This window comes from Candidatus Pantoea soli (assembly GCF_007833795.1).
Taxonomy (GTDB): domain Bacteria; phylum Pseudomonadota; class Gammaproteobacteria; order Enterobacterales; family Enterobacteriaceae; genus Pantoea; species Pantoea soli.
Genome location: NZ_CP032702.1, coordinates 812,898 through 834,739, shown reverse-complemented (window position 1 = coordinate 834,739; position 21,842 = coordinate 812,898). Strand labels below are relative to the sequence as shown.

At 57.4% G+C, this 21,842-nt stretch carries 18 protein-coding genes; all 18 read right to left on the bottom strand.

What is annotated here, in order from left to right; all coding sequences use genetic code 11:
* Window positions 1-34: 34 nt before the first annotated feature.
* Window positions 35-343: a c-type cytochrome gene (locus D8B20_RS03735; RefSeq protein ID WP_145887247.1), complete on the bottom strand. Its 309-nt coding sequence runs from the start codon at window positions 341-343 to the stop codon at window positions 35-37.
* Entirely contained in the window at window positions 340-1,656 is a 1,317-nt protein-coding gene (gene tilS / locus D8B20_RS03730; RefSeq protein ID WP_145887245.1) for a tRNA lysidine(34) synthetase TilS, read from the bottom strand. Before tilS ends, D8B20_RS03735 begins: the two co-directional genes overlap by 4 nt.
* A 54-nt stretch (window positions 1,657-1,710) precedes the next feature.
* Window positions 1,711-2,100, bottom strand: a complete 390-nt coding sequence (locus D8B20_RS03725; RefSeq protein WP_145887243.1) for a VOC family protein — start codon at window positions 2,098-2,100, stop codon at window positions 1,711-1,713.
* Window positions 2,101-2,175: 75 nt separating this feature from the next.
* Entirely contained in the window at window positions 2,176-4,326 is a 2,151-nt protein-coding gene (locus tag D8B20_RS03720) for a lysine decarboxylase LdcC (RefSeq protein ID WP_145887240.1), read from the bottom strand.
* Between the two features lie 267 nt (window positions 4,327-4,593).
* The gene (accA, locus tag D8B20_RS03715) at window positions 4,594-5,553 is read right to left on the bottom strand and encodes an acetyl-CoA carboxylase carboxyl transferase subunit alpha (RefSeq protein ID WP_145887238.1); all 960 of its coding nucleotides are present in this window, start codon (window positions 5,551-5,553) and stop codon (window positions 4,594-4,596) included.
* A gap of 12 nt (window positions 5,554-5,565) precedes the next feature.
* Entirely contained in the window at window positions 5,566-9,048 is a 3,483-nt protein-coding gene (dnaE, locus tag D8B20_RS03710; RefSeq protein ID WP_145887236.1) for a DNA polymerase III subunit alpha, read from the bottom strand.
* 31 nt (window positions 9,049-9,079) lie between these two features.
* Window positions 9,080-9,706 carry a ribonuclease HII gene (gene rnhB, locus D8B20_RS03705; RefSeq protein ID WP_145887234.1) on the bottom strand — a complete coding sequence of 209 codons (627 nt, stop codon included), beginning with the start codon at window positions 9,704-9,706 and terminating at the stop codon, window positions 9,080-9,082.
* Entirely contained in the window at window positions 9,699-10,847 is a 1,149-nt protein-coding gene (lpxB, locus tag D8B20_RS03700) for a lipid-A-disaccharide synthase (RefSeq protein ID WP_145887232.1), read from the bottom strand. The genes rnhB and lpxB overlap by 8 nt, the downstream gene beginning before the upstream one ends.
* Before the next feature lie 3 nt (window positions 10,848-10,850).
* Window positions 10,851-11,639 (bottom strand): acyl-ACP--UDP-N-acetylglucosamine O-acyltransferase, encoded by a 789-nt coding sequence (gene lpxA / locus D8B20_RS03695; RefSeq protein WP_145887230.1) that lies wholly within the window; start codon window positions 11,637-11,639, stop codon window positions 10,851-10,853.
* Between the two features lie 3 nt (window positions 11,640-11,642).
* A complete protein-coding gene (gene fabZ / locus D8B20_RS03690) occupies window positions 11,643-12,098 on the bottom strand; it encodes a 3-hydroxyacyl-ACP dehydratase FabZ (RefSeq protein WP_013507953.1) in 456 nt (151 codons plus the stop codon).
* A gap of 193 nt (window positions 12,099-12,291) precedes the next feature.
* Complete coding sequence (lpxD, locus tag D8B20_RS03685; RefSeq protein ID WP_145887228.1) at window positions 12,292-13,317, bottom strand: UDP-3-O-(3-hydroxymyristoyl)glucosamine N-acyltransferase; 1,026 nt, start codon at window positions 13,315-13,317, stop codon at window positions 12,292-12,294.
* A 3-nt stretch (window positions 13,318-13,320) separates the two neighbouring features.
* Window positions 13,321-13,818 carry a molecular chaperone Skp gene (skp, locus tag D8B20_RS03680; RefSeq protein ID WP_145887226.1) on the bottom strand — a complete coding sequence of 166 codons (498 nt, stop codon included), beginning with the start codon at window positions 13,816-13,818 and terminating at the stop codon, window positions 13,321-13,323.
* 114 nt (window positions 13,819-13,932) lie between these two features.
* Window positions 13,933-16,344 (bottom strand): outer membrane protein assembly factor BamA, encoded by a 2,412-nt coding sequence (bamA, locus tag D8B20_RS03675; protein WP_145890381.1) that lies wholly within the window; start codon window positions 16,342-16,344, stop codon window positions 13,933-13,935.
* Between the two features lie 51 nt (window positions 16,345-16,395).
* Entirely contained in the window at window positions 16,396-17,745 is a 1,350-nt protein-coding gene (gene rseP, locus D8B20_RS03670) for a sigma E protease regulator RseP (protein WP_145887224.1), read from the bottom strand.
* A gap of 12 nt (window positions 17,746-17,757) precedes the next feature.
* Window positions 17,758-18,615 (bottom strand): phosphatidate cytidylyltransferase, encoded by an 858-nt coding sequence (cdsA, locus tag D8B20_RS03665; RefSeq protein ID WP_145887222.1) that lies wholly within the window; start codon window positions 18,613-18,615, stop codon window positions 17,758-17,760.
* 18 nt (window positions 18,616-18,633) lie between these two features.
* Window positions 18,634-19,386, bottom strand: coding sequence for a (2E,6E)-farnesyl-diphosphate-specific ditrans,polycis-undecaprenyl-diphosphate synthase (ispU, locus tag D8B20_RS03660; protein ID WP_145887220.1), 753 nt, complete (start codon window positions 19,384-19,386; stop codon window positions 18,634-18,636).
* A gap of 165 nt (window positions 19,387-19,551) precedes the next feature.
* On the bottom strand, window positions 19,552-20,754 hold the full coding sequence (gene ispC, locus D8B20_RS03655) for a 1-deoxy-D-xylulose-5-phosphate reductoisomerase (RefSeq protein WP_145887218.1): 1,203 nt from the start codon (window positions 20,752-20,754) through the stop codon (window positions 19,552-19,554).
* A gap of 161 nt (window positions 20,755-20,915) precedes the next feature.
* Window positions 20,916-21,473, bottom strand: a complete 558-nt coding sequence (gene frr / locus D8B20_RS03650) for a ribosome recycling factor (RefSeq protein ID WP_145887215.1) — start codon at window positions 21,471-21,473, stop codon at window positions 20,916-20,918.
* Between the last annotated feature and the right edge of the window lie 369 nt (window positions 21,474-21,842).

The following is a 21,842-nucleotide window of genomic DNA, read 5'->3' as shown; positions in this document are numbered from 1 at the left end:
CACGCCGGGCGGGAATGCCTTCCCGCCCTCTCGCTTACGGCTTCAGTGAACCGTAGTACGCCGCCAGATCTTCCATATCTTTATCGCTCAATCCGGCCACAAACGCTTTCATGACTTCAGCCTGTCCGCCGCTGCGATTGCCTTTTTTGTAGGCCTGCAGCGCCTGTAACAGATAGGGAGCATGCTGCCCGGCAAGGCTGGGATACAGCGGAACGGCACTTTTGCCCTGCGCCCCGTGACAGGCCGCACAACTGGCCGCTTTCTGTGCGCCCGCATCCACATCGCCGTCGGCGCAGGCGGATGCCGTAACCGCCAGTAATGCGGCTGCGATCCATACTTTCATCGTGAATTATCCTGTGAGTGCAAAGACCAAATCGCCTGCCAGCCCGCGTCGTCGCTGGCTGCGCCTTCGCGGGTGATAAAGTAGCCTGGGGCCGCGATCAGCGTCTGGTTAAAGAAAATCAGCGGAATACGTTCGCGCTGCCATGGCGGCACACCAAGCGCCTGCCACACTTTTTTTAGCTCCCGGCCGCCGTTGCGTCCTACCAGATGATAATAACCGTGCGCGTGAAAGCGCACCGTCACCTGCTCATCCGCGGCGGGCAGGCGCAGCGCGGAGGTGGCCGGGTGCGCCCGCAGTTCGCCCAGGCCTGACGGCAGCGGCAGCGGCTGGCTGAGCTGCGGCCATGCCAGCGTCACCTGACGCAGAGACGGCAGCGCCGGCAGCCAGAACAGATGCTGACGGTAGCGCCGCAGCACAGCGCTGCCGAAGTGCAGGCAAGGCTGAGCGTCCTCGCGACTGCACATCACTTCATCTGTTATACGCTGCAGCGCGTCGCGGGAGGGCATCGCGCCGCCCCGGCTGGCGATCCAGCGCCGCAGCAGCGCATGGCGTCGTATTTCACTCATCGCCAGCAGCGGCGGAAAATGCAGTGCGCCCTGTGCATCGGTCAGCTGTGCCAGCTGCTCAGCCAGCAATTCATTCAGCAATTGCTCCTGCTCACCACACAGCGCGGCGCTGCGCGCGGTGGCGGCGCTGAAGTGAGGCCAGCGCGCGCGCAGCAGCGGCAGCACCTGCTGTCGCAGAAAGTTGCGATCGTAACGGCTGTCGGCATTGCTCTCGTCTTCAATCCAGTCCAGCTGATGCTCTGCGGCGTACTGTTCCAGCTGCAGGCGGTTTATGGCCAGCAGCGGCCGCAGATGCGGGTGCGCCCCCACCTGCCGCCGGGCGGGCATCGCTGCCAGTCCGGCCGGGCCGCTGCCGCGTTTCAGCGCCAGCAGCAGCGTTTCGCACTGATCGTCCTGATGCTGCGCGGTCAGCAGCTGTTCGTCTGGTTGCAGCGCGGCAAACAGGGCCTGATAGCGCGCCGCGCGCGCGGCCGCTTCAATACCGCTGTCGCGCCCATCCACCTGCACATGCAGAATTTCACAGGGTACCTGCCACTGCTGACACAGGTGCCGGCAGTGCTGCGCCCAGCGGTCGGCATTCGGGCTCAGACCGTGATGCACGTGCAGCGCACGCAGACGCAGCTGCGGCTGCTGCTGTCGCCAGCACACCAGCTGATGCAGCAGCACGGTTGAATCCAGCCCGCCGCTGAATGCCAGCACATAGCAGGCATCCGGTTGCAGTGCGGTCGCAAGAGGGGAAAAGGCCATGCACAGGTTCCGTCAGAGCGGGCCGCCTGATTGCGGCCCACAGCGGGCGTTATTTTACGCCTGATACAGCTCCAGCGGCAAACCGTCCGGATCGGGGAAGAAGGTGCAGGCTTTGCCGGTCAGGGCATCAATACGGATGGGTTCACAGACAACGCCTTTTTCCGCCAGTGCAGCCACCGACTGCGCCACATCTTCCACGCAGAACGCCAGGTGACGCAGGCCACAGGCTTCCGGTCCGCTGACGCGCGGCGGCGGTGAGGGAAAGGAAAACAGCTCGATGGTGTACACGCCGTTCAGGCCAAGATCGCCCTTCCACGAGTCACGCTCCGCGCGGTAGTACTCGCCCAGCAACTCAAAGCCCAGCACGTCACAGTAGAACGCTTTACTGCGTGCATAATCGGTGGCGATGATGGCGATGTGATGGATCTGTTTAATCTGCAGCATAGCGGCTCCGGTAGTCTTCTGAGCCGCTTAGCCTACGTGGCTGATGCCAGACTGAAAAGAGGCAATTATCTGAAGTCACACATCCTGATCTTCCCGCAGCACCCGCACCAGATAACGTCCGTCTTCGGTCAGCGTCGCGCCGTGAATGTCGGTTTCAAAGCCGGGATAGTGTCGCCCGATGGTGCAGAGCATCAGCAGGAAATCCAGCACCGCGCGGCTCTGCCCGGTGATCATCTCGCCCGGCATCACCAGAGGCACGCCCGGCGGATAGGGCAGAATCATGTTGGCGGAAATGCGTCCCACCAGCTCGCGAATGTCCACCGTTTCTACCTGCCCCTGCACCTGACGCTGAAACGCCTGGTGCGGCGTCATTTTCATCTCCGGCAGCACATCAAACGCCTTCAGCATCAGACGAGGCAGATCATGTTGCAGGATCAGCTGATGAATGCCCTGCGCCAGCGTCTGAATACGCATATTACGGTAGAAGTCAGGATCTTCGGCATAGAGATCCGGCAGCATATTCTTCACCCGCAGATTGAGATCGTAAGCGCGTTTAAACTCGGTCAGCCCGCGCAGCACGCTCATTGCCCGGGTTTTATCGATGCCAATGCTGAACAGGAACAGCAAATTGTATGGCCCGGTTTTCTCCACCACGATGCCGCGCTGATCGAGAAACTTCGCCACCAGCGCCGCCGGGATCCCCTCTTCCGCCATCTGTCCCAGCTCACTCATGCCCGGCGTCAGAATGGTGACTTTGATCGGATCCAGGTACATGTGATCGCGATCGGCCTGCGTAAAGCCGTGCCACGCTTCATCGCCCGGCTGGATCGGCCAGCATGCCGCCTCCTCCACGTGCTCCGGCTGCCAGATATCAAAGAACCAGCCGTCAGACTCTTCGCGCAGCCGCTGGATCTCCCGACGGAAATGCAGCGCGCGCTCTACCGATCGGTTTATCAGCCGTTTCCCCGGATTGCCACGCAGCATGGCCGCCGCGGTTTCAATAGAGGAAACAATGGCGTAACTCGGCGAAGTGGTGGTGTGCATCATATAGGCTTCGTTAAAGGTATCGTGGTCGTAGTCACCTTTAATGTGAATCAGAGATGCCTGGGAAAAGGCCGCCAGCAGCTTGTGCGTTGACTGCGTTTCGTAGATCACCTTGCCGGGAATACGCTCCCCGCTCATGCCGCTTTTGCCGGCGTAGATGGGATGAAAATTGGTATAGGGCACCCAGGCCGAATCAAAGTGGATCGACGGCACGTCCAGCGTCTGCTTGATGTACTGCGTGTTGTAGAGCAGTCCGTCATAGGTGGAATTGGTGATCACCGCATGCACCGGCCAGCTGGCCCGCGGCGTGGCATCCACTTTTTGCTGAATGCTGTCACGGGTAAATTCACGCTGCGGAATCCCCCCGAGAATCCCCAGCGCATTGCGGGTCGGTTTGAGCCAGACTGGAATGATATCGCTCATCATCAGCAGATGGGTCAGCGACTTGTGGCAGTTACGATCAATCAGGACGGTGCTACCCGACGGCGCGGCGTACATGCCGACAATTTTGTTGGAGGTCGAGGTGCCATTGGTGACCATATAGCTCTGTTCGGCACCGAAGGTGCGCGCCACATACTCTTCTGCTTCCAGGTGCGGGCCGGTGTGGTCCAGCAGCGAACCGAGTTCAGTCACCGAGATAGACACATCGGCTTTGAGGGTGTTTGCGCCAAAGAAATCATAAAACAGGCTGCCTACCGGGCTTTTCTGAAACGCCGTACCGCCCATGTGCCCTGGCGTACAGAAAGTGTATTTTCCCTCTTTAACATAGGTAAACAACGCTTTGGTCAGCGGCGGCATGATTTTATCAATGTACTCATCCGTGTATTGCCGGATATGCAGGGCAATGTCATCCGCCGCGCTCAGCGCGTATTCAAAGAACTGCAGCGCCATGCGCATTTCATTGATGCTGACATCCATCTGCGAATGGGTGTTGATAAAGGCATACAGCGGCAGCGACTCGTTGAGCTGGTTGATGTCGCGGCATAGCGCGAGGCTGTAGTCATCCCAGTCAAATACTACGCCACAGATGCGCGGATTATGCTCGATCAGCTTCAGCAGATCGCTGGCGTTATGGGGGTAGACCGTCTGAAATCCCTGCAGCCGGAGGGCGGCATCCAGTTCGCGAATCGGTTCATCTTTGTAGAACGCGCCGTGCGGTCCCATGATCGCAATAATATTCAATGCTCACCTCCTGTGGTGTTATGGCAATGAATAAGGATAGCGAAATGTGGCCGGTGAAGAATCCGGAATAGCGTCCTCTCTGCGCCACGCGCGAATAAGCACACCGCGAAAACCGATGACGCCAGGGAAAGTCACCGCAATGACAGAGACATCAGGTTACCTATTTTCGCCCGGCATGGGCCGGCTGGCCGGCCTTAACACGCAGCAAAAACCCATAAAAAAAGCGGACCGGGGTCCGCTTTTTTGCTGCTTTCAGGCTGGCGTGACTTACGCGTAGCCGTAGCTCATCAGGCGCTGATAGCGACGGTTAAGCAGCTCTTCGGTGCTCAGAACGTCGAGATCGGCCAGATCGGCCAGCAGCTGCTGCTTCAGCGCGGCCGCCATCTCTACCGGGTGACGGTGCGCCCCACCCAGCGGTTCCGGAATAATGGAATCGATCAGCTTCAGCTCTTTAAGACGATCGGCGGTGATCCCCATCGCTTCGGCTGCCAGCGGCGCCTTATCGGCGCTTTTCCACAGAATAGAAGCACAGCCTTCCGGGGAGATAACGGAATAGGTGCTGTACTGCAGCATATTCACTTTATCGCCGACGCCAATTGCCAGCGCACCACCGGAGCCACCTTCACCGATTACGGTGCAGATGACCGGAATTTTCAGGCCCGACATTTCACGCAGGTTGCGCGCGATGGCTTCAGACTGACCGCGCTCTTCCGCGCCCACGCCCGGATAGGCGCCCGGCGTGTCGATGAAGGTGATCAGTGGCATTTTAAAGCGTTCCGCCATCTCCATCAGGCGCAGCGCTTTACGATAGCCTTCTGGTGCCGGCATACCGAAGTTACGGCGAATTTTCTCTTTGGTTTCACGCCCTTTCTGATGGCCAATCACCATCACCGGACGGCCGTCCAGACGCGCAATACCGCCCACAATGGCTTTGTCGTCAGCGTAGGCACGATCGCCCGCCAGCTCATCGAAATCATCAAACGCGTTGCGGATATAATCCAGCGTATAAGGACGCAGAGGATGACGCGCCAGCTGCGCGACCTGCCATGCGCCTAAATCGGCGAAGATTTTACGGGTCAGCTCGACGCTTTTTTCGCGCAGGCGCTGCACTTCTTCATCCAGATTAATATCGTGTTTCTCATCCGAACGACCAATCGATTTCAGCGAATCGATCTTCGCTTCCAGTTCTGCGATTGGCTGTTCAAAATCCAGGTAATTAAGACTCATAATGTTCCTGTTTTAGTCAAACTCCAGTTCCACCTGCTCCGACCCTACTAACGACCGCAAATCGTTAAGTAAACGATCGCACGGCGAAATACGCCACGCTGCACCAAAGCGCAGCTTCGCCCGCGCATCTGCTCTCTGATAATAGAGATGCACCGGAATTGTCCCGGAGCGATGAGGCTCCAGCGACTGGCGGAGACGGTTTAAAAGCTGGTCATCAATTTGCCTGTCCGTCAGCGAGATAGCAAGTCCGCGCGCGTATTTTTCCCGCGCTTCGTCGATGTCCATGACTTCTCTGGCGGTCATTTTAAGGCCGCCGCTAAAGTCATCAAAGCTGACCTGTCCACTGACGATCAGGATACGGTCTTTCTCCAGCAACTGCTGGTATTTATCTAACGCATCGGTAAATAACATCACCTCCAGGCGACCAGAGCGATCGTCCAGAGTACAGATACCAATTCGGTTGCCGCGCTTCGTGACCATCACGCGGGCGGCAATCACCAGCCCCGCAGCGACGGTTACTTTACCACGTTCTGTCGGGTGCATGTCCTTGAGGCGCATGCCGCCCACGTAGCGCTCAATTTCTTTCAGATACTGGTTGATGGGATGGCCGGTGAGGTAGAGCCCCAGCGTTTCGCGCTCGCCGTCCAGCTGCACCTGCTCCGGCCACGGCGTAATCGCCGCGTAGGATTGCTCAACCTGCTCCGGCTCTTCCGCCAGCACGCCGAACATATCGGCCTGGCCTGTGGCTTCGGCTTTGGCGTGCTGATCGGCGGCCTTCAGCGCATCACCCAGCGCGCTCATTAGCGCGGCACGATGCGGCCCCAGCCGATCGAATGCCCCCGACATGATCAGCTTTTCCATCACGCGACGGTTGATCTTTTTGGTGTCGGTCCGGGCGCAGAGATCAAACAGCTCTTTAAAGTAGCCGCCCTGATTACGCGCTTCGAGAATGGCCTCAATCGGCCCTTCGCCCACGCCTTTGATGGCGCCGATGCCATAGACAATCTCGCCGTCGTCATTGACGTGGAACGGATAGAGCCCGGAATTGATGTCCGGCGGCAGCACTTTCAGGCCCATGCGCCAGCACTCGTCCACCAGCCCGACCACTTTCTCGGTGTTATCCATATCCGCAGTCATCACCGCGGCCATGAACTCTGCCGGATAGTGCGCTTTCAGCCACAGCGTCTGATAGGAAACCAGCGCATACGCCGCAGAGTGTGATTTGTTAAAGCCGTAGCCCGCGAACTTCTCCACCAGGTCGAAGATTTTCATCGACAGCTCGCCGTCGATGCCCATGCGTTCGGCGCCTTCCTGGAACACGGAACGCTGCTTGGCCATCTCTTCCGGCTTCTTTTTCCCCATGGCGCGGCGCAGCATGTCTGCGCCACCCAGCGTATAGCCGGAGAGCACCTGCGCAATCTGCATCACCTGTTCCTGATACAGAATGATGCCGTAGGTAGGTTCCAGTACCGGTTTCAGGCTTTCATGCTGCCACTGAATATCCGGATAGGAGATCTCCTCCCGCCCGTGTTTACGGTCGATAAAGTTATCCACCATACCTGACTGCAGCGGGCCGGGCCGGAACAGCGCCACCAGAGCGATCATGTCCTCAAAGCAGTCCGGCTTCAGGCGTTTGATCAGATCCTTCATACCGCGCGATTCCAGCTGGAACACCGCGGTGGTTTCCGAACGCTGCAGCATGTCGAAGCTTTTTTTATCGTCAAGCGGGATAGCGGCGATATCGATCGGCGGCAGCCCCTGCTTTTCGCGCCGCGGGTTGATCATCTTCAGCGCCCAGTCGATGATGGTGAGCGTGCGCAGTCCAAGGAAGTCAAACTTCACCAGCCCGGCATATTCCACGTCATTCTTGTCGAACTGCGTCACCGGGAACTGGCCATTTTCGTCGCAGTACAGCGGCGCAAAATCGGTAATTTTGGTCGGCGCGATCACCACGCCCCCGGCGTGTTTGCCGGCGTTACGCGTTACCCCTTCCAGCTTGCGCGCCATGTCGATCAGCGCTTTAACCTCTTCGTCCGCCTCATAAATCTCCGGCAGCTGTGGCTCAGCCTGGAAGGCTTTTTCCAGCGTCATCCCCGGATCGGGTGGGATCAGCTTGGAGATGCGATCGACAAATCCGTACGGGTGGCCAAGCACGCGGCCCACGTCGCGGATGACCGCTTTTGCCGCCATGGTGCCGAAGGTGATGATTTGCGACACCGCGTCACGCCCGTACATCTCGGCCACGTGATCGATCACCTGGTCGCGTTTTTCCATGCAGAAATCGACGTCGAAGTCAGGCATCGAGACGCGTTCCGGGTTCAGGAAACGTTCGAACAGCAGGTCAAACTCCAGCGGGTCAAGATCGGTGATTTTCAGCGCATAGGCCACCAGCGAACCGGCACCGGAACCACGGCCCGGACCGACCGGAATACCGTTATCCTTCGACCACTGAATAAACTCCATCACGATCAGGAAGTAGCCCGGGAACCCCATCTGGTTGATGACGTTAAGCTCGACCTCCAGACGCTCGTCATAGGCCGGTCGCTTCTGCGCGCGCTCCGCTTCATCCGGGAACAGAAAGGCCAGACGCTCCTCCAGCCCTTCACGTGATTTCATCACCAGGAAGTCTTCGGTGCTCATATCGCCGGTGGGGAACTGCGGCAGGAAGTATTCGCCAAGGCGCACCGTGACGTTACAACGCTTAGCAATCTCTACGCTGTTTTCCAGCGCTTCCGGGATGTCCGAAAACAGCTCGCACATCTCCTCTTCGCTGCGCATATATTGCTGAGGACTGTAGTTGCGCGGCCGTTTCGGGTCGTCGAGCGTATAGCCGTCATGGATGGCAACGCGGATTTCGTGCGCGTCAAAATCTTCTGCATTCAGGAAGCAGACTTCGTTGGTCGCTACCACCGGCACGCCTTCCGCAATTGCCAGTTCAACCGCCGCATGCAGATAGGCCTCTTCGTCAGGGCGCCCGGTGCGTATCAGCTCAAGGTAATAGCGCTGCGGAAAATGCTGCTGGTAGAAGCTTAAGCACTGCGCCACCAGGGCGCTGTTGCCGCGCAGCAGGCTGCGGCCGACATCGCCGCGCCGGCCGCCTGACAGCAAAATCAGGCCTTCACCCAGCTCGATCAGCCAGTCACGATCGATGATCGGCCCGGCGATGCCGTAACCGCGCTGATAGGCGCGCGAAATCAGCAGCGTCAGGTTCTGATAGCCGGTGTTATTGGCCGCCAGCACGGTCAGCTGCGTCAGCTCATCGCCCATCAGCTCGCTGGCCACCTGGAAATCGGCGCCAATAATTGGCTTAATGCCGGCGCTGTGCGCGCTGCCGTAAAAGCGCACCAGCCCGCACAGGTTGGTGTAGTCGGTGATGGCGAGCGCGGGCATGCCCAGCGCCGCGGCCTTTTTCACCAGCGGCCCGGTTTTCGCCAGGCCATCCACCATGGAATAGTCGCTATGCACGCGCAGATGTATAAAACGGGGTTCAGCCATATCAGTTTCCGGTTAAAACAGCGTCAGGCTATTAAAGCGTCGTTATCTGTTGTGCCGTCAGCACGTCAGCATCAATCAGGGCATTACGCACCGGCGCAAAGCTGCGGCGGTGATGAGGAGTGGCCCCCAGCAGGGACAGTTTTTCCATGTGCAGCGCTGTCGGATAGCCTTTGTGCTGCGCAAAGCCGTAGGCCGGGAACAGCAGATCCAGCTCTGCCATTTCGCGGTCGCGCGTCACTTTGGCAAGGATAGAGGCCGCGCTGATTTCACGCACCAGGCTATCGCCCTTCACCACCGCGCGGGACGGCATCGGCAGGGCCGGACAGCGATTGCCATCAATCAGGACAAAATCCGGCACGATGGCTAATCCGGCCACCGCGCGCTGCATCGCCAGCATTGTCGCGTGCAGAATATTCAGCCGGTCGATCTCTTCCGGCTCGGCGCGGCCCAGACTCCAGGCCAGCGCTTTCTCTTTGATTTCGTCATACAGCGCCAGGCGGCGCTTTTCCGACAGCTTTTTAGAATCCGCCAGACCGGCAATCGGTTGAGCCGGATCGAGAATCACCGCCGCCGTGACCACCGCCCCGACTAACGGGCCGCGTCCGACTTCGTCCACGCCGGCAATCAGGCGGGCTTCGGGGTAGATAAACTCAGCCATGGGCGATCTCCAGCACCGCATCCGCGGCCTGCTCATCGGCATTCCAGCGGATCTGCTGGTGCAGTTCAGTAAAGGTATTCAGTAGCGCCTCGCGCGCCGGACCCGCATGCAGCAACGGCTCCAGTGCCGCTGCCAGCGCCTGCGGCTGGCATGCCTCCTGCAACAGCTCGGGCACCAGTTCGCGCCCGGCCAGCAGATTAGGCAGCGAAACATACGGCGTTTTGACCAGACGCTTCGCCAGCCAGAAAGTAAAGGGCTTCATGCGATAGCCGACCACCATCGGACATTTTGCCAGCATGCACTCCAGCGCGGCGGTACCCGATGCCAGAATCGCCGCGTCGCTGGCAATCATCGCCTGGCGGCCTTTGCCATCCAGCAGATGCATCGGCAACTCCGGGGCCACCTCCGCTTTGATTTGTTCAAACTGCGCGCGACGGCGGGGATTGACCAGCGGCACCACTATCTCCAGCGCCGGATAGCGCTGACGCAGCAGCTGCGCGGCGCGCAGAAAGTCCGCGCTGAGCATCTCCACTTCGGCACCGCGGCTGCCGGGCAGCAGGCCGAGACAGAGGGCGTCATCGGCAATGCCTAATTCCCGGCGCGCCGCCGGTTTATCAGGCTGCAGCGGCATCGCATCCGCCATGGTATGACCGATAAAGCGGCACGGCACATTGAAGCGATCGTAAAAGGCTTTTTCAAACGGCAGAAACGCCAGCACCATGTTCGTGTTGCGGCCGATTTTAAACACGCGCTTCTGACGCCAGGCCCACACTGAAGGACTGACATAGTGCACGGTACGAATTCCCGCCCGCTTAAGGTTGCCCTCAAGCGTGATATTGAAGTCGGGCGCGTCAATACCGACAAACACGTCCGGCTGCAGCGCGATGAAACGCCGGGTTAAAGTTTTGCGGATATGCAGTAAGCGCCGCAGACGTCCGAGCACCTCAACAATGCCCATCACCGCCAGCTCTTCCATTTCATACCAGGCTTCGCAGCCTTCCGCCTGCATCAGCGGGCCGGCCACGCCAACAAAGCGGGCATCCGGATGACGCGCTTTCAGCGCCCGAATGAGACCGGCACCAAGAATATCGCCGGAGGTTTCTCCGGCGACCAGGGCAAACGTTAAGGGACGCGCTGACATGAATTATCGAATCAATCCACGGGTAGAACGGGCAAAGAAGTCGTAGAAAGGCTGCACTTCGCTGTGTTCCTGCGCCAGCGCTTCGATCTCCGGCTTCACTTCATCCAGCGTTTTGCCGCTGCGGTACAGCAGTTTGTAGGCGTTACGAATCGCGTGCAGCGCCTCTTTGCTGAAACCGCGGCGCTTCAGGCCTTCGATGTTCACACCAAACGGCGTGGCATGGTTGCCCTGGGCAATCACATACGGCGGAACGTCCTGCGCCACGCCGGAACAACCGCCAACCATCACGTGGGCACCAATGGTGCACCACTGATGCACCGCCGTCATCCCGCCTATGATGGCAAAATCATCAAGGGTGACGTGGCCACCCAACGTCGCGTTGTTCGCCAGAATACAGCGATTGCCGATCACGCAGTCATGCGCCACGTGTGCGTTTACCATCAGGAGGTTGTCGCTGCCGACTTTCGTCAGGTTACCGCCCTGCGTGGTGCCGCGGTGGATGGTGACGCTTTCACGGATGCGGTTGCGGTCGCCCACTTCCACGCGGGTAGGTTCACCGGCGTATTTCAGATCCTGATTCACTTCGCCAATCGAGACGAACTGATAAATCTGATTATCTTTGCCAATACGCGTGTGGCCATTCACCACAACGTGTGATTTGAGCACCGTCCCTTCACCAATCTCCACGTTAGCGCCGACAATGCAGAACGGGCCGATATGAACATTGGCACCAATAACGGCACCGTCTTCGATGATGGACGTCGGATGAATAATGGCGGTTGAATCAATCACTAATTATGCCTCCCGGCTACGGGCACACATCATGGTCGCTTCACAGACAATTTTGCCGTCAACGGTCGCAACACCTTTGAAACGCGTCAGTCCGCGACGGGTTTTCTCAAAGGTCACTTCCATGATCATCTGATCGCCTGGTACAACGGGACGCTTGAAGCGCGCTTCGTCGATACCGGCAAAGTAGTAGAGCTCACCCGGCTCCAGTTTGCCGACGCTTTTGAACGCCAGAATACCGGTTGCCTGCGCCATCGCTTCCAGAATCAGAACGCCTGGGAAAATCGGTTTACCAGGGAAATGCCCCTGGAAAAACGGTTCATTAACAGAAACGTTCTTCACCGCACGCAGATATTTGTGCTCTTCAAATTCCAGCACGCGATCAACCAGCAAAAACGGATAGCGGTGCGGCAGCAGTTCTAAAATCTCTTCAATTTTCAGAGTATGCGTTTCAGTTGTCAAAATACTCTTCCTGTCCTAAAAAATCTGATGGCAACAATAACACGGCCTGCACCGATCAAATGATCATTCGCAGGCCGCAAATCAGTTCAGTGGCGTTTCACTTACCTTTGATACCTGCTGCTCTTTACCGGCATGGCCGGCAGCGCAGAGAGGTATGCTGCTTTTTTATGAAAGCGGGTAACGTGGTGTGTGCTTAGTCGTCTTTGCCGACCTTGCGTTCGATGGCTTTCAAGCGTTTGCTCATGTCATCGATGTTCATCACCAGCGCTGCCGTTTTACGCCAGGTTTTGTTGGGTTGCAGCGGGATACCCGATGAGTATACCCCAGGCTCTGTGATGGGGCGCATTACCATGCCCATGCCGGTTACGGTCACTTTGTCACAGATTTCCATATGGCCGTTAATGACGCTGGCACCGCCAATCATACAGTAACGTCCAATCTTCAGGCTACCCGCCATGATCACACCACCCGCAACCGCGGTGTTGTCACCAATCACGACGTTGTGGGCAATCTGACACTGGTTGTCAATGATAACACCATTGCCGATCAGAGTGTTATCAAGTGCACCGCGATCGATTGTCGTACAGGCGCCAATTTCCACCCGATCGCCAATCACTACCGTGCCCAGCTGAGGAATCTTTACCCAGTTGCCGCGATCGTTAGCATACCCGAAACCATCTGCACCAATGACGGTGCCGGACTGAATCAGACAATCCTGACCAATCTGGATCTCATGATAAATGGTCACATTGGCCCACAGGCGTGAGCCGCGACCAATGCGCGTGTGCTTCCCAACGAAGCAGCCTGCGCCAATCACCACGTTATCACCCAGCTCAACGCCGGATTCGATCACCGCATTGGCGCCAACAGACACGTTGTTGCCAAGCTTCGCCGTCGCATCGATAACCGCACTGGGCGCGATATTTTGCGCGGGCTGCGGCGTGGTGTCCAGTAGTTGTGCCATGCGGGCATAGGTCAGGTAAGGATTTTTCACCACCAGCGCGGCGGTTTTACACCACTCCAGATCCGCTTCCGTCAGCACCACGGCTGAAGCCTGAACGTTTGCGAGCTGCTCGCGGTAGCGGCTGTTGGCAAGAAAAGTGATTTGACCAGGGGTGGCGGATTGCATAGAAGCAATGCCGGAGATGGCGATATCGCCATCTCCGTGCAATTCTGCATCCAACTGCTGGGCTAAATCAGCCAGTCGAATTGATGACATCGATTATTTAACCTGTTTCAGCACGTCAGCAGTAATGTCTTTCGCGTTAGACGCGTAAGCCACCGCGTTGGCGTCAATTACCACGTCATAACCTTCGCTGTCAGCAACTTTCTTCACAGCATCCTGGATGCGGCTCAGCAGTTTGTTGCGCTCTTCGGTCTGACGACGGCGGTTATCCTGATCGAAAGCCTGTGCTTTAGAGGAAAACGCTTCACGCTGCGCCATGATGTCTTTTTCCATGCGGCTGCGTTCGCTGGCCTTCATGGTGGAACCATCACGCTGCAGTTTCTGCATTTTGGTCTGCAGATCGCGCTCCTGGCTCTGCAGGTCGTTCGCTCGGCCCTGGAACTCGCTCTCCAGCTGTTTAGCAACGGTCGCACGTTGCGGTAACTGTTGGAAAATGCTGGACACGTTTACCACTGCAATTTTGTCAGCAGCCTGAACGCCAGCGGAAACCGCTAAAGCAAGACCCAGACCTGCGGCACACAACAACTTTTTCACTATGAACTCCTTACCATCAACGTTTGTGTCAGCGACACAGTGTTTGCATCGGCCGGCCAGCGTGCTGGCTGAGGCGCGATGCCGTACTTCGATACTGCTTCCGTGCTCAGAACATTACCAGGTTTTACCAATGTTAAACTGGAACTGTTCTGCTTTATCTCCCTCAACTTTCTTCACTGGCTGTGCGTAGGAGAATACCAGTGGTCCAAGCGGTGACATCCACTGCAGCGCCAGACCCGCAGAGACGCGGATGTTGTTTGGATCGCTGTAGTCCGGGATGCCCGCCGCGCGGGTTTCGGCGGTGTTCTGCCATTTGGTATCCCACACCGTACCGGCATCCATAAATACCGACGTACGCACTGAGTTAGCATACTTCTCGCTCAGGAATGGCGTTGGCGTGATCAGCTCAAGGCTGGCAATCGCCATGGCGTTACCGCCGACCGCGTCATCCGATTTACAGATGCCGTTAGGATCGGTCAGGTTACAGGTCGATGAACGATCGTTCAGATAAGCCGCTTTCGGACCAATGGTATTGGACTGGAAGCCACGTACCGTGCTGGAACCCCCTGCATAGAAGTTCTCATAGAACGGCATCTCTTTACTGCCGATACCGTCGCCGTAGCCGACGCGGCCGCGGCCCAGCACCACCCAGGTACCGTCACGGTTCAGCGGCACGTATTGCTGGGTATCCAGCGTCGCTTTGTAGAACGCGTTGTCGGAGCCCGGAATCGTCACTTTGCCGTTCAGGTTGGTCCGGTTACCGCGCGTCGGGAAGAAGCCGCGGTCCAGCGTGTTGTACGTCCAGCCGTAGTTGAAGGTGAAGTCGTCGGCAGAGAAATCGCCGTCTTTGTTCAGCCCCTGATGACGGCCAACGGAATCCAGGTAACGCCACATCGCCACCTGCGGACGCATATTGGACAGGTCGTTATGCACATAACCCAGGCCCACGCGCAGCGTGTTGTTCTCGTTAACCGGGAAGCCCAGCGTCCCGTCCACACCGTAACTTTTGTTGGTGTAGTCAGAGAGGTCGGCGTCATCCGCTTTGAAGTCGTTATAGAAGACGCGTCCGCCCAGACTCACGCCGTCTACCGTGAAATACGGATCGGTCAGTGAGAATTCGGCATAGGTCTGATAATCGTTTTTGGTGCCGCTGATGCCAACGGTGTTACCGGTGCCGAGCCAGTTATCCTGGGTGACACCCACCTGGAAGCTGACGCCACTCTCGGTGCCGTAGCCCACGCCAAAGTTAAAGGTACCGGTGTTACGCTCTTTAACCTTGTACACCACGTCAACCTGATCGGGTGAGCCTGGCACGCGCTGCGTATCCACATCCACGGTTTCAAAATAACCGGTGCGGTTCAGACGCTCTTTGCCCTGGTCTACCAGATCGCTGCCCAGCCATGCGCCTTCCATCTGACGCATTTCGCGACGCAGCACTGCATCTTTCGAGGTGTCGTTACCCTCAAAGCGCACTTTACGCACGTAGTAGCGGTTACCGGCATCCACATTAATGTGCAGCTTGACCGTCTTGTCTGCGTCGTTGATTTCCGGCTGCGTCATCACGCGCGGATAGGCATAGCCGTAGCGACCCAGCAGTTTTTTAATGTCATCTTCCATCTGGGTGACTTTGGTGCCGTTGTACAGCTCGCCACTCGGGATCTGCGTCAGATGTTCGATTTCTGCGGAATGGCCCGCCATGCTACCGTTCACAATCACGCCGGCAATCTTGTACTGATCGCCTTCGTTGATGTTAACGGTGATATAGATGCCCTTTTTATCCGGCGTCAGGCTGACCTGCGTCGAATCAATGTTGAAACGCGCATAACCGCGATCCAGATAGAAGCTGCGCAGGGTTTCGAGGTCGCCTGCCAGTTTCTGTTTCTGGTATTTACGATCGCCAACCACGTTCCACCACGGCACTTCGTCACGCAGCTGGAAACGGGAGATCAGTTCATCCGAGCTGAACGCTTTGTTGCCAACGATGTTGATCTGCTGAATTTTGGCCGAAACGCCTTCCTGGAAGACGAATTTCAGATCAACACGGTTACGCGGCAGCGGCGTCGCAATGGCTTTGACGCTGGCGGTGTATTTACCGACGCTGTAGTAAAAGTCTTCAAGGCCCTTCTCAATCGCTGAGAGCGTGGTGCGGTCAAGCGCTTCGCCCACGCGCACGCCGGATGCCTCCAGGTTCTGCTTCAGCTGGTCTTCTTTCACCGCTTTGTTACCGGAGAAAGTGATGCTGGCAATGGTCGGACGCTCTTTCACCTGAACAATCAGGGTTGTGCCGTCGCGCAGAACCTGAACATCTTCAAAGTTACCGGTGGCGAACAGTGAACGAATGGTGTTTCTGATGTCATCATCATTCACCGTATCACCGACGCGTACCGGCATGCTGAGCAGAGCCGCGCCGACGGCGACTCGCTGGAGACCTTCGAAATGAATGTCCTTCACTACGAAATCGTCTGCACCGTAAACGGTGGCGCTGCTGAACAGCAGCGACGCTATGAGCAACTTTTTCATCGCCATCGTTGTTATGCGTTTTCCTAACACATCCCGCGCCTGTCTGCGTTCCGGCAGTTACAGACGAGAGAAATCATTGAAAAGTGCAAGCCCCATTAATAACACCAGCAGTATTGAGCCAATGCGATAACTGAAGTCCTGAACTCGCTCGGACACCGGTCCCCCTTTGATCTTTTCGATCGCCAGAAAGAGCAGATGTCCACCATCTAAAACCGGCAAGGGGAACAGATTAATAATCCCCAGGTTAACGCTGATTAACGCCAGGAACATCAGGTAATAAATCAACCCGTACTCAGCGGATAACCCGGCGCCCTGCGCAATCGAAATTGGCCCGCTCAGGTTATTCAGCTTTACGTCCCCGGTAATCAGCTTGCCCAGCATGGAGACCGTCAGCTTCATCAGCTGCCAGGTTTTGACACTGGCTTCGCCAATCGCGGCAAAAGGTCCGTACTGTTTTACCGTTTTGTACTCATCCGGCAGTGGAATGACGCGTGGAATCACTCCCGCGAACCCCTCTGCCTTGTTGCCTGGTCTGGCTTCCGGCGTCAGCGTCAGCGCCAGCGGTTCCCCGTTGCGCTCCACCTGCAGCGCCATGTTATGGCCAGGATTATCGCGCACCTGAGCGGCAAATGCCTGCCACTGGGTCACAGGCTGACCATCGACTTTAACGATCCTGTCGCCGGCTTGCAAACCGGCAGCGCTTGCCGGTGAGTTCGCCTGCACTTCTGCCAGCGTCGTTTCAATCTGCGGCCCGCGCGGACGAATGCCCAGCGCCACTACCGGATCCTGCTTGTCTGGCTCGAACTGCCAGTCGTGCAGATCAACCTGCTTTTGCTGCGTCGCCTGTTCACCAAACTGCGAGACGGTCAGCGTGGCACTTTTGTCACCGATTTTACCCATCAGCGCCATGCGCACAGCATCCCAGTCAGGCGTTTCGATACCGTCAACCGCTTTAAGTTCCATGCCGGACGTAATTTGCGCTTCGGCAGCAACGGAACCGTTCAGAATTTCACCGACAACCGGACGTACGCCCGGTACGCCATGGATGAACACCACCCAGTAGGCGAAGATGGCAAAGATGAAGTTGGCGATGGGCCCGGCAGCAATGATGGCGGCGCGTTGCAGCACGGTTTTGTTGTTGAAGGCCTGGTGGCGCAGCTCCGCTGGTACGCTCTCAACGCGTTCGTCCAGCATCTTCACATAGCCGCCGAGCGGGATCAGCGCGATAACGTATTCCGTGCCCTGACGATCGTGACGGCGCCACAGCGCTTTACCGAAGCCAATGGAGAAGCGCTCAACCCGCACGCCGCAGCGCCGCGCCACCCAGAAGTGGCCGAACTCGTGCACGGTAATCAGTACGCCAAGCGCAACGATAAAGGCGACAAAACTCCAGAGTATGCTTAACATCTTCGCCTGTCCTCAGAGGGTGCGGAACACCAGCAGCAACAGGCAGGCAAACACCGGCACCGCCGCAGTCAGGCTGTCAATGCGATCAAGAATGCCACCGTGACCGGGGATCAGGTTGCCGCTGTCTTTAATACCGGCTTCGCGTTTGAACATGCTTTCCGTGAGGTCGCCGAGCACGGAAGCCAGCGTGGCAATCACCGCGCAGATCACCAGCGTGCCCGGCGCAACCGCCAGCGGCGCCAGCAGCGCGAACAGCCAGGCGATAATCGCCGAAGAGAGCAGGCCGCCAAAAAATCCTTCCCAGGTTTTGCCCGGAGAGACTTTCGGGGCCAGCTTATGCTTACCGAACAGGCGCCCGAACATGTAGGCGCCGGAATCCGCGCCCCACACCAGAAACATCACAAACAGCAGCCACCAGGCACCGGCGAAGTGGTCGGTCTCATAGTGATACTGACGCAGCGCCACCATACCCCAGAAAAACGGTACCACGGTAAGAATGCCAAACAGCAGTCGCAGCGGGCGTGAGCCGCGCCACAGCGCAGCCGAGGCCGGATAAAACAGCACCAGGAACAGGGCGACAATCCACCAGCACAGCGAGGCCCAGAGCGAGCCTTCCACCTGGAACTGATGCAGATTACGTTGATAGGGTTGCAGGAAGAACAGCATGCCCGCCAGCAGCAGACCACACAGCAACGCCAGCCAGACACGCTGCTGACGCGTTGCCATGCCTGCCAGTTGCCCCCATTCCCAGGCGGCAAGCATGCAGATGATAATGGTGGTAATCGCAAAACCGGACAGCGGTAACCAGAACAATGCAGCGATCACCAGCGGAATTAAAATAAACGCGGTGATCAGACGAGACTTCAGCAAAGGTTACCCCCAGGTTGCTCAGGTGCTGCCTGGTGCAGCGCCGCCATAGCGTCGCTCCCGCAGAGAGAATGCATTCAGTGCACCTTCAAAAACGTGTTCATCAAAATCAGGCCAGAGAACATCGGTAAACCAAAATTCAGCATAGGCGATTTGCCACAGCAGGAAGTTGCTAATCCGATGCTCTCCCCCGGTCCTTATCACTAAATCCACTGGCGCCAGCTCCTGCATACACAGATAGGGAGCAAGGCTTTCTTCGGTTATCTGGTCAGGACGCAACAGCCCTTCCTGAACCTGTTCGGCCAGTTTTCTGGCACCCTGGATAATATCCCAACGTCCGCCATAGTTGGCAGCAATGTTGAGGGTCAGTCCGTTATTTTGCTGAGTCAGTTCCTCGGCGCGACGAATACGTTCCTGAATGCGGTTATTAAACCGGCTGATATCGCCAATCACGCGCAGTCGCACATTGTGTTTGTGCAGGCTTTTGACTTCGCTGTCCAGTGCCCAGACAAACAGTTCCATCAGGGCAGTCACTTCCTGTACCGGACGGCTCCAGTTTTCACTGCTGAACGCATAAAGCGTAAGCGCTTCCAGCTTGCGGCTGACCGCAAAGCTGACCGCCCGGCGTACGGATTTTACGCCGGCTTTGTGGCCTGAAATACGCAGTTTGCCCTGATTTTTTGCCCAGCGACCATTACCATCCATAATGATGGCCACGTGACGCGGCGTACAGTACGACTCGTCATCGATTGTATTGTGATTGTTGGACGACATAACGCGTAATAATTCCTTTCATCAGAAATGCTGTGGTTTCTGAATACATTGCGCCTGCGGCAAACGCCGGCAATTTGCCGGATGACATCGAAACAATGTCGGGCCGTAAAACGCGAGCGAGCGACTATACCATTTTCACCCTGAGCGAACAAATAGCCAGGACAATCATCCTGCTAAACCAAAGCGCGGCAGCAGTTCTGCCGCCCGCGCCCGCGCAGAACGATCAATCTCCAGCACATCATCAATGCTGCCCGGCTCCTGACACTGCAGGGTTGCCAGCACTTCACTGTTGATGGCCGCAATCGCGGTGAAGCGAATCTGATGCTGCAGAAAGGCGGCGACGGCCACTTCGTTTGCTGCATTCAGCGTCGTGGTGGCTGCCTGCCCGGCTGAGCAGGCATCGATGGCCAGCTTCAGGCAGGGATAGCGGTCGTAATCCGGCTCCGCAAACGTCAGCGCTGTCATTCGGGTGAAATCCAGCGGCGTCACGCCGGCCGCAATACGAGCCGGCCAGGCCATACTGTGGGCGATTGGCGTGCGCATATCGGGCGAACCCAGCTGGGCCAGCACGCTTCCGTCACAATAGCGCACCATGGAGTGAATCACCGACTGCGGATGCAGGATGACCTCCATTTGCGCCGCGGAAGCGTTAAACAGCCAGCGGGCTTCAATGTATTCCAGACCTTTATTCATCATGGTGGCCGAATCAACAGAGATTTTCCGCCCCATTGACCAGTTCGGATGCGCACAGGCCTGATCCGGCGACATTTTCGCCAGATCGGCCAGCGGCGTGTCACGAAAAGGACCACCCGATCCCGTAAGAAGAATCGACTCTATGCCGTTCTCCCGCAGATCAGCGTACCCCAACTGATGCTGTATGGAAGCGGGCAAACTCTGAAAAATGGCATTGTGCTCGCTGTCTACCGGCAGCAGCTGTGCCTGATGATGGCGTACCGCCTCCATAAACAAGCGGCCGCAGGTGACAAGGGATTCTTTGTTGGCCAGCAGCACGGTTTTACCGGCGCGAATGGCCGCGAGCGTCGGTTGCAGACCGGAGGCGCCCACAATGGCGGCCATGACCTGATCCACCTCATCCAGCGCAGCGAGTTCACAGGCAGCCTGAACGCCGGAGAGCACTTCGGTGTGGAGGTTGAGTGCTTTCAGTCGCTCACGCAGTGCGACCGCGGAGGCTTCATCTGACATCGCGGCATAGCGCGGTGTGAATTGCTGACACTGTTCAGCCATCAGCGCCACGTTCTGACCCGCCACCAGCGCGGTGACCTGATAGAGATCCGGATTAGCGGCAACCACCGCCAGCGTGCTGGTGCCAATCGAGCCGGTTGAACCCAGCAGTGTTAATCGCTTCATCTTGCTATCCCTGTGAAGTCGTGGACGCGCCCGCAACAACGCCGGGCACAATGTAAAACGCCGCCAGAGTCGTACAACGTCTCTGAACGGCGTTTCATACCCGTCTTTCCGGGCCGCACAGCGAACCTGACGTGCGACGGGTATACACAGGAAGGATGGAATCAGAACTCCATCAGTTCCTTTTCTTTCTCGGCCAGCGCAGCATCAACGTGTTTGATGCGAACGTCGGTCATTTTCTGGATCTCTTCCTGCGAGCGACGTTCGTCGTCTTCGCTGATCTCTTTGTCTTTCAGCAGCGCTTTGATCTTGTCGTTGGCGTCACGGCGCACGTTACGTACGGAGACACGGCCCTGCTCGGCTTCACCACGCACAATCTTGATCAGATCTTTACGACGCTCTTCGGTCAGTGCAGGCAGTGGCACGCGAATGTCGCTGCCGGCTGAGCTTGGATTCAGACCCAGATCGGATGCCATGATGGCCTTCTCAACGGCCGGGCCCATCGAGCGATCGAACACGTTGATTTTCAGCGTACGGGAATCTTCTACCGTGACGCTCGCCAGCTGACGCAGCGGAGTTGGCGTGCCGTAATATTCCACGACAATGCCGTCGAGCAGCGAAGGTGAAGCACGACCGGTGCGCACTTTGCTGATGGTGTTTTTGAATGCTTCCACGCATTTGTCCATGCGCGTTTCAGCATCTTTTTTAATATCGTTAATCACGTTGAAACCCTTGGATTCGGTTTGACCTGGCCAGTTCCGAGTGTGTCGGAGTGGTATCGATAAACATCGATCATCCTCTTACCCGTCATACTTCGCGCTGCAGAGGCGTTGACGGCGTGCCTTCACACCGGTTACTGACCGATGTCAGCGCCCGGTGATTCATGCCCTTGTCGCCTTTCTGCAACCCGAATTATTTAGGGTAATCTACCCGTCATACTTCGCGCTGCAGAGGCGTTGACGGCGTGCCTTCACACCGGTTACTGACCGATGTCAGCGCCCGGTGATTCACGCCCTTGTCGCCTTTCTGCAATGCCAGTAATGCAGGGTAATAACCCGCCCTGCTCCACATTGCTGGCTCGCTGGCGACAA

Coding starts and splice junctions, on each gene's coding strand:
- ispU (WP_145887220.1), bottom strand. CDS start 19,386: ATGTCGTCCAACAATCACAATACAATCGATGACGAGTCGTACTGTACG.
- lpxB (WP_145887232.1), bottom strand. CDS start 10,847: ATGTCAGCGCGTCCCTTAACGTTTGCCCTGGTCGCCGGAGAAACCTCC.
- ispC (WP_145887218.1), bottom strand. CDS start 20,754: ATGAAGCGATTAACACTGCTGGGTTCAACCGGCTCGATTGGCACCAGC.
- dnaE (WP_145887236.1), bottom strand. CDS start 9,048: ATGGCTGAACCCCGTTTTATACATCTGCGCGTGCATAGCGACTATTCC.
- tilS (WP_145887245.1), bottom strand. CDS start 1,656: ATGGCCTTTTCCCCTCTTGCGACCGCACTGCAACCGGATGCCTGCTAT.
- lpxD (WP_145887228.1), bottom strand. CDS start 13,317: ATGTCATCAATTCGACTGGCTGATTTAGCCCAGCAGTTGGATGCAGAA.
- D8B20_RS03735 (WP_145887247.1), bottom strand. CDS start 343: ATGAAAGTATGGATCGCAGCCGCATTACTGGCGGTTACGGCATCCGCC.
- bamA (WP_145890381.1), bottom strand. CDS start 16,344: ATGGCGATGAAAAAGTTGCTCATAGCGTCGCTGCTGTTCAGCAGCGCC.
- accA (WP_145887238.1), bottom strand. CDS start 5,553: ATGAGTCTTAATTACCTGGATTTTGAACAGCCAATCGCAGAACTGGAA.
- rnhB (WP_145887234.1), bottom strand. CDS start 9,706: ATGGCTGAGTTTATCTACCCCGAAGCCCGCCTGATTGCCGGCGTGGAC.
- rseP (WP_145887224.1), bottom strand. CDS start 17,745: ATGTTAAGCATACTCTGGAGTTTTGTCGCCTTTATCGTTGCGCTTGGC.
- D8B20_RS03725 (WP_145887243.1), bottom strand. CDS start 2,100: ATGCTGCAGATTAAACAGATCCATCACATCGCCATCATCGCCACCGAT.